This window comes from Streptomyces sp. NPDC056296, from assembly GCF_042268605.1.
GTDB lineage: Bacteria > Actinomycetota > Actinomycetes > Streptomycetales > Streptomycetaceae > Streptomyces.
Genome location: NZ_JBHJRX010000114.1, coordinates 1 through 11,102 on the forward strand (window position 1 = coordinate 1; position 11,102 = coordinate 11,102).

10 protein-coding genes are annotated in these 11,102 nt (G+C 68.9%); 5 read left to right on the forward strand and 5 right to left on the reverse strand.

Annotated features, from left to right (window positions below):
- Nucleotides 1-97: 97 nt before the first annotated feature.
- Nucleotides 98-1,447: an MFS transporter gene (locus tag ACFCZF_RS40185; protein ID WP_376675879.1), complete on the reverse strand. Its 1,350-nt coding sequence runs from the start codon at nucleotides 1,445-1,447 to the stop codon at nucleotides 98-100.
- A 340-nt stretch (nucleotides 1,448-1,787) separates the two neighbouring features.
- Here ACFCZF_RS40185 and ACFCZF_RS40190 point away from each other — a divergent pair, with 340 nt between their 5' ends.
- The 3 genes from ACFCZF_RS40190 (at nucleotide 1,788) to ACFCZF_RS40200 (ending at nucleotide 5,280) form a co-directional block, all read left to right on the forward strand.
- The gene (locus ACFCZF_RS40190; RefSeq protein ID WP_376675880.1) at nucleotides 1,788-2,234 is read left to right on the forward strand and encodes a MarR family winged helix-turn-helix transcriptional regulator; all 447 of its coding nucleotides are present in this window, start codon (nucleotides 1,788-1,790) and stop codon (nucleotides 2,232-2,234) included.
- Nucleotides 2,235-2,505: 271 nt separating this feature from the next.
- Nucleotides 2,506-4,065, forward strand: coding sequence for an MFS transporter (locus tag ACFCZF_RS40195; protein WP_376675887.1), 1,560 nt, complete (start codon nucleotides 2,506-2,508; stop codon nucleotides 4,063-4,065).
- 240 nt (nucleotides 4,066-4,305) lie between these two features.
- The gene (locus ACFCZF_RS40200) at nucleotides 4,306-5,280 is read left to right on the forward strand and encodes an Lrp/AsnC family transcriptional regulator (RefSeq protein ID WP_376675881.1); all 975 of its coding nucleotides are present in this window, start codon (nucleotides 4,306-4,308) and stop codon (nucleotides 5,278-5,280) included.
- A 250-nt stretch (nucleotides 5,281-5,530) separates the two neighbouring features.
- On the opposite strand, the gene ACFCZF_RS40205 is transcribed toward ACFCZF_RS40200, so the two are convergent.
- The 4 genes from ACFCZF_RS40205 to ACFCZF_RS40220 form a co-directional block, all read right to left on the reverse strand.
- A complete protein-coding gene (locus ACFCZF_RS40205; protein WP_376675882.1) occupies nucleotides 5,531-7,891 on the reverse strand; it encodes a SpoIIE family protein phosphatase in 2,361 nt (786 codons plus the stop codon).
- Between the two features lie 342 nt (nucleotides 7,892-8,233).
- The gene (locus ACFCZF_RS40210; protein WP_376675883.1) at nucleotides 8,234-8,449 is read right to left on the reverse strand and encodes a DUF6207 family protein; all 216 of its coding nucleotides are present in this window, start codon (nucleotides 8,447-8,449) and stop codon (nucleotides 8,234-8,236) included.
- Between the two features lie 144 nt (nucleotides 8,450-8,593).
- The gene (locus tag ACFCZF_RS40215) at nucleotides 8,594-8,899 is read right to left on the reverse strand and encodes a hypothetical protein (protein WP_376675884.1); all 306 of its coding nucleotides are present in this window, start codon (nucleotides 8,897-8,899) and stop codon (nucleotides 8,594-8,596) included.
- Between the two features lie 50 nt (nucleotides 8,900-8,949).
- Nucleotides 8,950-9,642 (reverse strand): hypothetical protein, encoded by a 693-nt coding sequence (locus ACFCZF_RS40220; RefSeq protein WP_376675885.1) that lies wholly within the window; start codon nucleotides 9,640-9,642, stop codon nucleotides 8,950-8,952.
- A 638-nt stretch (nucleotides 9,643-10,280) separates the two neighbouring features.
- On the opposite strand from ACFCZF_RS40220, the gene ACFCZF_RS40225 reads away from it, so the two are divergent.
- A complete protein-coding gene (locus tag ACFCZF_RS40225; RefSeq protein ID WP_336542613.1) occupies nucleotides 10,281-10,520 on the forward strand; it encodes a hypothetical protein in 240 nt (79 codons plus the stop codon).
- Nucleotides 10,520-10,897, forward strand: coding sequence for a fic family toxin-antitoxin system, toxin component (locus ACFCZF_RS40230; RefSeq protein ID WP_376675886.1), 378 nt, complete (start codon nucleotides 10,520-10,522; stop codon nucleotides 10,895-10,897). The genes ACFCZF_RS40225 and ACFCZF_RS40230 overlap by 1 nt, the downstream gene beginning before the upstream one ends.
- Nucleotides 10,898-11,102: the final 205 nt, after the last annotated feature.

Here is an 11,102-nt window from a genome sequence, read left to right on the forward strand (position 1 = left end):
CCCCACAACCGGCATGCACACCAACACCAACACCTTCCCTCCACACAGACGGACAAGAAAACGAACCACTCAGAACGAAAAACAGCCAGTCGGGCGTCTACGCTCGATTCCGGCGACCGTTCACCGGCACCAGCAGGTCGCCGACAGCAAGGAGCAAAGCCAGGACCACCAGTCCGACCACGCCGAGCAGCCCGCGGGCGGCCGCCGCGTGAAACTCACCTGGCGACTGTGAGAGAGCGCCGGCGAACAGGGCACCGGTAAGCGCCATACCAATCGAGGATCCGATGCGCTGACCGGTCTGGAGGAGGGCTGACGCGCCACCGGCGTCGGCGGACGGCACGTCTCGCAACGTGAGGGTCTGATTCGGTGAGATCACCAGGCCACTGCCACAGCCGGCCAGGAAGAGCGGGGCGATCAGAGAGGCAGCTCCACTGCCTTGCGGTGAGGCCAGCAGGGCGGTGACTCCGATGCCGACCGCGACCATGACCATCCCCGCGACGACGAGCCCGCGGCCCGCCCGGTTCAGCAGTCGACTGCCGATGATCGGGGCGAGGGCCAGCCCGGTTGCGAAGGGCAGCACGCCCAGACCCGCCTGCAGAGGCGTGTATCCCAGTCCCTGCTGGAAGAAGAGGGCCAGCACGAGCGGGATGCCGGTTGAGCCGGCGAAGTACACCGTCGCGAGCACGGTGCCTGACGCGAAGCTGCGTACTCGCAGTAGATCCAGGTTTACCAGGACTGCCCTGCCGCGGTCGGACCGGCGCCGTTCCCAGAGCACGAAAGCCGGCAGTGCCACGATGGCGACGATCAACAGCCACCACTGCGGCGTACCGGTCTTGCCTGCCTGGACGAGCGGCAGCAGTGTCGCCGTGACACCGAGTCCGAGCAGCAGCATGCCCACCAGGTCGGGAGTGCGTCGCACCTCATGCGGCCGTTCGCCCGGGAGGAGCACGGCTGCTGCGACGAGCGCACCGATCCCGACCGGAACGTTGACCCAGAAGATCCATCGCCAACCGCCCGCCCCGTCGGCCCACTGCAGCAGCAGTCCACCCAGCAGCGGTCCGACAGCGGTGGACAAACCCACCGTCGCCCCGTAGAGGCCGAACGCCCGATTGCGTTCCGGGCCCGTGAACAGCTGCTGGATGATCCCCATGACCTGGGGATTGAGCATGCCTGCTGCGAGCCCCATCAGCACTCGCCCGAGGACCAGCCACGTGGTGTTGGTCGCCGCGCCGGTGAAGGCGCTCGTCGCGACGAACAGCGTGAGACCGACTTGGAACATCCGCTTGCGGCCGAAGTCGTCGCCCAGCCGTCCGGCAGGAGTCAGGGCCAGGCCGAAGGCCAGCGCGTATCCGGCCACGACCCAGGACACGTCGCCCGCTGAGAGATGCAGACCATTCTGGACGGACGGCAGGGCCACGTTGACGCTGCTGGTGTCCAACAGAGTCATGAAGCCGGCAACCAGACATACCGCCAGTGCCCCCCAGCGTCCACCGGCGGGCGAAGGGGGCGCGGCGCGGGCGTGGCGCGGCTGCGTGCGGCGATGCAAGAGATTAGGCAACGTCGGCCTCCCGACATGTGACTGTCAAGGAGCCGACCTTGTCTGATCTGCCGGAAACACGGTGCTGGTTCATCCACTCTCCCCAACGCTGTCGAGTCCCAGGACGCGAGAGGGCGGCGCGTTTCGGCGGCGCTTGTCGCGTCCAGAAGCGACGCCTGCATAGCAAGACAAGTACTTTACACACTAGGTTCCGTTCGATCACAAGGCAAGTGCTTGCTATCCTGTCGCCATGTCATCCGATGTTCAGGGCGGGCTGGGCTACCTGGTCGGTCAGCTGAGTCAGCGCGTCAGACGTCTCTATGAAGCCGAACTGGCTCCCTTTCGTCTCAACATGCCGCAGTACGCCACGCTGACCTATCTCGCAGCGGCCCCCGGGGGGCTACCCGCCGCGGAGATCGCCCGTCGGCTGCACCTGACTCCGCAGGCCGTAAGCCTGCTCGCCGCCCGGCTCGAAGCGGCTGGACACGTCACCCGTGCCGAACCCACCACCGGACGCAGCCAGCCGCTACTCCTGACCGAGGCTGGACGTGATCAACTCGTCGCTGCTCGCGGCGCCATCGTGCAGGCGGAAGCGGAAGCCTTCGCGCCGCTGGGTGCCAATGACCGGGAGGCCCTCCGAAGGCTTCTTGCCGCCTGTCTGGCCCCTGACGCGTCCGGCCCCGGTCCGGGTGAATGAAGTGCCGTCGGCCCGGCTTCCTGATGCGACGCCGTTGGCGAGCCGAGCGGTTTTCCCTGTCTGGCCCCCAGAGATGGCACTTTCTTGCGCCCGGACGCCACTTCCGGTCAGGAACTGAGCTCTGGACGCATCTGGTTCGTTGTGTGTGCTGGGAGCCCTTCATAGTTGCCGAGTCATCGATCGATGGCGGCCCGTATGCGGTTGTGAAGGAGTATCAGTGAGCACAGCGATAGTGGAGGGAGGCCACGACCGGAGGGGGGCGACGCTGGTCATGGCTTGTTTGGGCGTGTTCGTTGCCTACTTCCCGGTGACGACTGTGGCGGTGAGTCTTCCCGTCGTCCAACAGGCGTTGGGCGCGTCGACGTCAGACCTGACGTGGGTGACCTCCGCGTACGTTCTGCCGGTCGCCGCGCTGGTTCTCACCGCCGGTGTATTCGGTGACGTCCACGGCAGGAAGAGGGTCTTCAACGCCGGTCTGGGGTGCTGCGCGCTGGGTTCCGCCGTCGCGCTGTCCGCCCAGTCCATCACACAGGTGTGGATCGGCCAGGTGCTGCTGGGAGTGGCCGCCGCCGCCCTACTGCCCATGTCGCTTGCCCTCATCAGCCACGCGGTCCCCGACCCTCGCGAGCGGGGTAAGTACATCGGGCTGTGGACGACATCGATGATGGGGGCACTGGCCGTCGGTCCACTCGTTGCCGGCGTCATCGTCGAGCACGCCGCCTGGCGGTGGATCTACCTGCTGCCCATTCCGCTGTCCCTCGTCACGGTGATCGTCTCAGGCTTCCTTCTCACCGAGTCGAGGTCCCACCTGCAGCGGAAGCTGGACTGGCCGGGGCAGGCCACCGCTGCCCTCGCGATTGTCTCCCTGGTCTACGGCGTCATCGAAGGCGGAGCCACGTCATTCGGCGACGTCCGGGTCGTCGTGGCACTGGCGGCCGCAGTCTGTTTCGGGGCGGCGTTCATTCTCGTCGAACGCAGCAGTTCCAGTCCGATGCTGGACCTGTCGCTGTTCCGCAGCACCGCGTTCACGGGGTCCGCGCTGGTCGTCATGATCAGCTTCCTGGGACTGATCGGCTTCTTCTTCGTCTTCAGTCTCTACATGGGCATGGTGCAGCACCTGAGTACATGGGACGCGGGCTTGCGGTTGCTCGTAGTCACCGCGCTGCCGATGGTGCTCGGCACGGCGGTCGGCCGGTTGATGCGTCACATGTCGGCGCGCACCTTGATCACGGGCGGCCTGGTGATCGCGTCCGCGGGCCTGTTCTCGCTGGTTGACGTCGGAGCGGACACCTCCTTCGGGGCGCTGGCCTGGCGTCTGGCGCTGATCGGTCTCGGTCTGGGGCTCGCGTTCCCATGCGTTACCGCGACCGCCATCTCCTCGGTGCCACACCACCTCGCCAGTATGGCCTCCGCGGGTAACAACGCCTTCCGCCAGGTCGGCGGTGCTCTGGGCCCTGCCATTCTGGGAACGCTGCTGACGAGCAAGGCGGTCGGCGCATTGAGCGGCCATCTCTCCGCGGCCGGTCTGGCAACGGCGACCAGGCAGCAGGTGCTGGACGCCGTAGACGCGGGGGGCCTCGGAGCCGTCGCAGGGCTGGATCTCGGTCGCGAGACCGGGCCCGCCCTGTACGCGGTGTCCGAGTCGTTCTTGGACGGTCTCCGGCTGTCGTTGCTGGTCTCGGCCGTTCTCCTGCTTGCCGGTGCCGGGCTCGCGGCCTGGCTGCTGCGGCCCTCGAGAGAGCCCCGTCATGCCGGTGCCGTCGCCGCACGCGGTGGCGGTCCCGTCCGGGACGGCGAGCGTCGAAGGACCACGGCGGCGGACCTGCGGTAGCGGCGCAAAACGTTCGCGGCCGTCGGCGGCACATGCCCCTGCGGGCCTGCGAACCGTCCCGCTCAGCGGAGGACGGGACGATGCCGGACCTTCCCGTGGGGACGGGGAGGGCGCCGGCCCGGCGATGTCTCCGGCCCTCGGCCGAGGGCCGGAGACATCGCGGTGCGAGCCGAGCAGGATGCGGCATCATCGCAGGGGGATCCACACCGCCGCATCGGAAAGCGTCAGACGGAGAAGGCAATGACGGTGTACCAGCCCGACAACCTTGACCTGCGCCTGCTCCAGGCGCTGCAGATGGACGGCCGGGCTCCCTTCAGCCGCATTGCCGAGGTACTGGGCGTGTCCAACCAAACCATCGCACGGCGCTACCGCGGGCTCCGTACGCACGCGCGGCTCAAGATCCTCGGCATGGTCGACGACAGCCGACTGGGCCGAACCGGCTGGATCGTCCGGCTCCGCTGCCCTCCGGATGCCGCAGAGCAACTGGCCGACACCCTCGCCAGGCGCCCCGACACGCTGTACGTCGGTCTCATGTCCGGTGGCACCGAGGTGATGTGCGCGATGAAACCGCGCAGCCGACAGGACCGCGACGAACTTCTGCTGAACCGGATCCCGCGAACCCGACGGATCACCTCGGCTGAAGCGTACTGCCTCCTGCACCCCTTCTACGGTGGACCGCTCGGCTGGCTGAACAAGATCGATGCTCTGGACTCCGACCAGAAAGCGGCCCTGCGCTCGGACCCACCCGAAACCCGCGCGGGCAGCGTCATGCTGGACAGCCTCGACGAAGAGCTGCTGCGACTCCTCCGCCACGACGGGCGTACGACGATCACCGAGCTGGGGAAGGCGACCGGCCAGACGGAACCGGTGGTCAAGCGGCGCGTGACTCGGCTCCGGAGAACAGGTGTGCTCTACTTCGCCGTCGAGTACGATCACGAACCGTTCGGACACGGCATCGAGACCATGCTCTGGTTGACGGTTGACCCGGCGCGGCTACGCGATGTCGGACAGGCCCTTGCCGGCCACCATGAAGTACCGTTCGCCGCGATGGTGAGCGGCCAGTCGAACATCGTGCTCGCCGTGTTGTCCCGAACCACCGAGGAACTGTTCGCCTACGTGGCGGACCGGGTCGGCTTGATCCCCGGCGTACGGGCCGTCGAATCCGTCCCCATCCTGCGGCAGGTCAAGGCTTTCACCTACGAGCCCCGTCGGTGATCCGCCCCTTCAATCACCCTCGCCGCCGGAGTCCACCCGGCGGGCGGGTTCACAGAATCACTTGTCCTCTTCGCCCAGCGCAAGAGCCGCTGGGGCAGCAGGCACGCGCAGTGGACCCCCCTGCTGGTCGCGCCGCTGACCTGACAGGGTACGGCCATGCTGATCAGCCTCGACGTCCCTCGGCGCCAGGAGTCCAGTTCGCGCTCCCTCCTCAATCGGGAGGGGCCGATGGCGCCCCCGAGGTGATTCGTCACATCGCCAGATTCAGTTCGGCCCAAATGGTCTTTCCCGACTGTTGATATCTGCTGCCCCATCGGTCGCTGAGCTGGGCGACGAGGAACAGTCCTCGGCCGCCCTCGTCGCCGGGCGAGGCGCGGCGCAGCCGGGGCTGGGTGTTGCTCGGGTCGCTGACCTCGCAGATCAGTACGTTGTCGCGGATGAGCCGGAGGCCGACCGGCCCACCGGCGTAGCGGATGGCATTGGTGACCAGTTCGCTGACGATCAGTTCGGCGGTGAAGGCGATGTCATCCAGGCCCCACTCCGTGATTTTGGCGAGAACCGCGGTGCGTGTCTCGGCGACGGTTGCCGGGTCGGCCGGGAACTCCCACTGCGCGATCGCGTCGTCACGAAGCGAACGGACGTGCGCGAGGAGGAGCGCGGTGTCGTCGGCGGCCCGAAGACGCGGGTGGTGGGCGGTCAGAGAATGTCCTGCCTGATCCACGGAGCAGCCGGAACGGTGCAGTTCGTCGACACGTTGGCCCAGGTGGCGAATTGCGGCGTCGATGGCCAGGGTGCGGTCCAGCAGGCCGTCGGTGTACAGGGTGAGCCAGCTGCCGGGGGCGAGGTGGACGGTGGTGGTCTCGAAGGGCAGTCCGCCGACGCCGAGGGGCGGTCCCGGGCGCAGCTGAACCGGTTCGCTGCCTTCCTGGGGCCGGGTCACGATGGGCGGTGGATGACCGGCGCTGGCGATCGCGCACTGTTGGGTGACTGGGTCGTACAGGGCGACCAGGCATGTGGCGCCGACCGTGTCCCGATCGGCCGGGGCCGCCTCGGCGGCGAGTCGGGCCACGAGGCCGTCGAGACGGCCGAGCAGTTCGTCCGGCGCCAGCTCCATGTCGGCCAGTGTCTGAACCGCTGTGCGCAGTCGTCCCATGGTGGCGGCGGCGTGCAGGCCGTGTCCGATCACGTCACCCACGACGAGTGCGACCCGCAGGGAGGGCAGTGGGATGGCGTCGAACCAGTCGCCACCGATCTCCGCTCCGCCGGCTGCGGGCAGGTATCTGCTCGCCGTCTCCAGCGCCGAGGTGCGGATAGCGGCGGCCGGTAGCAGTCGGCGTTGCAGCTCCACGGCGGCGCGGTGTTCGCGTGTGTACCGTCGCGCGTTGTCGACGCCGAGCCCGGCTTGCAGGGCGATCTCGGTCAGCAGGTCGGCGTCCCGCTCGTCGAAGGGCTCCTCGCGACGGGTGCGCCAGAGCGCAATGACGCCGAGCACGAGTCCGCGAGCGAACAGGGGAGCGGCGGCGAGGTAGTGGGCGCCGTCCGGAATGATCAGTGCAGCCCTATGCGGGTCAAGACCGCGTTCCATGGTCGTACGGTCGACGAGGACCGTCTCCCCAGCCTGGAGACGTCGCACGCTCGGGTGGTCGCGCAGAGGAGGCACCGTCGCGCCGGGTTGCAAGGCGTCGGCAGGCCAGCCACCTTCGGCCCGCACCGCGATCCGTGTCAGATGGAGGTCGCCCCCGCCGAACGCCTTGGGTGGTTCGTCACCGGAGAGAACGGCCTCTGCCAGGTCGACGGACACCAGGTTCCCCAAGCCGGGCACCAGCACGTCGGCGATGTCCTGCGCGATGCGCCGCGGGTCCAGGGAATGGCCGACGGCGACGGCCGCCCGGTGGCGGAGCCGGAGCCTGCGGGCCGCCAGCCACTGGGCCGTCGCGTCCGTCAGCAGCACCGTGACACCCGTGGACCGTCCACTCCGATCCGTGGTGCGCAGCGCCGACACCGAGAAGGACCACTCACGTCCCGGAGACGACAGAGAACGCACATGCTGCTCCTCGGCCACCTGGGGCACACCAGTACTGAGAACTGAGCGCAGACGCTCTTCGGCCAAGGCGGCGTCCGACGCTGCCATCACGTCGCCGAGCCGACTGCTCAGGGGCAGCACCAGCTGGCCCACCGAGGTGAGGTTCGTCCTACGCACCGTCAGGTCCAAGTCCCGTACGACCACCCCGATCCGATCTTGAGCCATGAGGGCACGAAGCAGCGCTGCGCCCTGCTCGGCCTCAACCGCGCGATCGGCAGGCACGGCGATGAACAGCCGGTTCGCACTCCCCTCCAGCTTGAGCAGGCGGCACCGCACGGCAATGTTGTGCCCGTTGGCGTGGCGCAGTAGCACAGACGCGTCCGGCGCCGCTCCCGCCGAGGCCGACGTGCGTCCTGGGGCGAACAGCAGTGAGAGGGGTTGTCCGCAAACGTCCTCCGCCTGCAGGTCCAGCAGCTGCGAGGCGGCGCGGGACCACTGGGTGACCGTGCCACGCTCGTCGACGACGGCGGCAACCACGTCGGCCAGCTCGTTGTCGGACATGTCGTCGTGGGCGTCGAAGACATTCATCCAAGTATTCACCACCTGACGAAGATCCCTCCACGACCATTATGTGCCGGTCGCGTGGGACGGGCAGCCTGCGGAGCCCCGCCTGTCGACTGTGGAACTGCTCCGGGCGACGGTGCCCGAGCCCCGCTCGCGTTAACTGAGCGGCGTACGAGCTGCCGGGAGTGGCGTCTGATGCGGAATGGCCAGCAGGTGTGAGGGCTCAGGACATAGCTGACGGCGGCCGGCCCAGACGTGGAAGACGCCGTGAGCCGCAGATGGCTTCGAAGGATTGCGGGAGGCGTCCCGTCGGCCCGGACGAGTCCGATCAGGCTGACGGCCGATGTGGACAGCGGGCTTCGGGCCTCACCGCTGTGATCCGGGGTCCTGGCGGACATCGAGGTAGCAGCGCAGCCGTAGACCCGGCTCGCCCGGCACCCGGATCGTGCGGTCCGCCGACGCGGTCGCCCAACGCCCGGCAAGCAGCGCCTGAACGGCGAACGCGGTCTGGCCGTCACCCGCTGCGACGTCGACGACGGCCAGGCCCGGCTGCGCCACGTGCGCTTCGCTGATCGGCTTCATGCCCGGCACGCGCGGCCGTGCGCCTGCAAGTTCCCACGCCCCGGCACGTTCACCCGACGGAGTAGCGCCATCACCGGCCCCGTCTCCCGACCCCTCCTCTGCCGTCGATAGGCGCTCACCCGCCGGGACCAGATGCGCTTCACGTCAGCGTCGCGGTCCGGGGCCGACCCGTTCGTAGACACAGTGCTTGGTGACCGGATCCAAGACGGCGACCTTCAGCGGGCTCTGGGCGGCTTCCTCGATACGTGACAGCCAGGCCCGGCCCGGGACCAGGGTGGTCAGGTCCGCAGGCCACCCGGCGAGTGCCGAAGGAGCAGGGCACACCACGCCGGCCAGCTGGAACGCGGCCCCCGGGCGCGGCCGGCTGTAGAGGAGCAGCCCGTTGCCATGGGCGGGGCTCTGGTCGCCGCATGCGACGGCCTTGCCGGAGGCGGAGCAGACCAACTGCATGAACGCCGGCCACAGCCCGGCCTTGATGCCCGCGTGGTCGAAAAAGTCCCTCAGCCGCTCCTGCTCCGTCTGCTGCTCCTCGTGCGCCGCTTCCTCGGCGGCCAGCCGACGGTCCTCGGCAGCCAGTCTGCGCTGCTCTGCGGCCCATCGTGCTCGGTGGCGGCGGCCCGCTGCTGTGCGGCCCGCCGGCGTTGCTCGGCCGCAGCCGCCTGTTGGACGGCTTCGGCATCGGCCTCCAGCCGGGCCCGGGCGATGGCCAGGTGGACGTAGGAGTGGGCGGTCCACCACACCGTGCCGTCCGGACCGGTATGGGCATGGACCCGCCCCTGAAGAATCCACCGGACCGCCTCGTCCAGACAACAGCTGATGTGCGTCCACGCCGCCTTCGTCCTCATCGTGCGTGGCGCCGCCCAGCTGTAGCGCGCCATGCCATAGCGCACCGTCCATGCGTCCCCGCGGTCCCTGGGGGACGCTACCCGCAGGGAGGGCACGCCGCGCTCCCACGGCCGCTTCTCCACCGCCACCCAGCACACCGCCACACCGTCCGCCGCATAGCGGTCCGTTCGCATCCGCGCGTCCTGCGCAGTCATGGGAGACAACTGCGCCTCCAGCGCCATGAACGGCCGCTCCTGCTCATTGAAGACCAGCACGTCGGCACGCCAGGTCCGGGCCTCGTCGCGGACTTCGAGCTCAGCTCTGAAGCCAGCCGCCCGAGCGGCGGTGGCCAGCTCCAGCTTCAGCAAGTGATGCTCAGGAGACTCGTTCGCCAGCTCGCAGTCACGCGGCCGCACCTGGTGGTAGAAGTGCCGAGAGCGCTGGGGGGGAGATGCGCGCGAACACCCTTCCCCGGCACTCCGGACACGCCAGCTCCAGCCCTCTCACGCGGTGGACGTCCGCCCAGGACCGGCTACACCCGAGATCGTCCAGCGACGCATCCAGCCGGCCCCAGCGCGCATGCACGGCGGTGTACCCCATCAGCCCCCTCCCGTGTGCCCCGAGAAGGACAGCATCCCCTCCCGCTGGGACGGCGATACACCGGATGAGGACGCGCGGCTCCCGTGCCGGTGGTGCGCCGATGAGCCGGTCCGGTCCGGCCAGCCGCTGGCGGTGCCCGGCGGCGGCAGCATCGGCCGGACACAAGGGCACGCCGCCGGGCGGGTCCAGTCTCTCCCACGACCGACTCGGCACGGCGGGGCCCCAGGGACACCGGCCCGATCGAAGCCGTCTCTGGCGGGACACTGCCGGGGCCCGCCCCGAGGGGCGGGCCAGCCAGCTGGACGCTGGTCATGAACGCCTGGTTACCCGCCCTCTTCGACGGGACTGGACGGGGCACCACCGGTCCGCGGCCACCCCTTCCGGTAACAGCTGTTACCATGCTGGTATGGCGAAGACACAACTGGGCGCACGTGTGGATGAGGACGTTGCGGAACTCGCGAAGAAGCGCGCCGCCGACCTGGGACTGAGTATCGGGGACTACCTCGCCAGGCTGGTACAGGATGATGCCAGCGGTCTGCGCGCCCGAGCGGTCGACGCGGCCGCCCGCTTCCTGGCCGAACACCAGGCGGTCTTCGACGAGGCCGAACAAGCCCAGCAAGCACCTAGGGGAGCACGCGCGGCCTGATGGACCTGCACATCGACGTTCCCTGGATCCTGCAAGTCGCCGAAGCCGCCGGGGCGCATGATCCGGCCCCCGACGACTACGGCGTTCCCATCTCAGCGGTCGCCCGCCACCGCGCCGAACTGTTCGAGCAGCCCGTCTACGGCGGCCCCTACGCAAAAGCCGCCGCCCTGGTGCACACACTGGGCCGGTGCCGCTGGCTGGAGCGCTCCAACATGGCCGTCGCCGCCGCGTCCGGCGTCATGTACCTCGAAGCCGCCGGGATCTCCGTCAAACCCGGCCGTGAGGACGCCATCGCCCTGAAGGACCTGCTCCTTGACCCCACCTGCACCGCGGGGAAGATCGCCGCTCTGCTGCGGACCTGGCCCACCACCACCTGACGCCATCAGGACCGCCACCGCCCTCCGTGGCCGGAGCCCCTGGGAGCAGCCCGCTCAGCCCTGCCCGGGCCCTAGCTGTATTGATCACGAGCGTTGTTGACACCTACCGAGCTTGATCATGGCGAAGACCTCCGGTGTGGTGGAGCTGTCTAGGACTGCACCGCACGGAGGTCTTCGTGTCCCACCGTAATGCCCGGCTGACCGT

Excerpts from the sequence above, each read along its gene's own strand:
- ACFCZF_RS40185 (WP_376675879.1), bottom strand. The coding sequence starts at position 1,447 with ATGACTCTGTTGGACACCAGCAGCGTCAACGTGGCCCTGCCGTCCGTC.
- ACFCZF_RS40215 (WP_376675884.1), bottom strand. The coding sequence starts at position 8,899 with ATGCAGTTGGTCTGCTCCGCCTCCGGCAAGGCCGTCGCATGCGGCGAC.
- ACFCZF_RS40210 (WP_376675883.1), bottom strand. The coding sequence starts at position 8,449 with ATGAAGCCGATCAGCGAAGCGCACGTGGCGCAGCCGGGCCTGGCCGTC.
- ACFCZF_RS40205 (WP_376675882.1), bottom strand. The coding sequence starts at position 7,891 with ATGAATGTCTTCGACGCCCACGACGACATGTCCGACAACGAGCTGGCC.
- ACFCZF_RS40195 (WP_376675887.1), top strand. The coding sequence starts at position 2,506 with ATGGCTTGTTTGGGCGTGTTCGTTGCCTACTTCCCGGTGACGACTGTG.
- ACFCZF_RS40225 (WP_336542613.1), top strand. The coding sequence starts at position 10,281 with ATGGCGAAGACACAACTGGGCGCACGTGTGGATGAGGACGTTGCGGAA.
- ACFCZF_RS40200 (WP_376675881.1), top strand. The coding sequence starts at position 4,306 with ATGACGGTGTACCAGCCCGACAACCTTGACCTGCGCCTGCTCCAGGCG.
- ACFCZF_RS40230 (WP_376675886.1), top strand. The coding sequence starts at position 10,520 with ATGGACCTGCACATCGACGTTCCCTGGATCCTGCAAGTCGCCGAAGCC.
- ACFCZF_RS40190 (WP_376675880.1), top strand. The coding sequence starts at position 1,788 with ATGTCATCCGATGTTCAGGGCGGGCTGGGCTACCTGGTCGGTCAGCTG.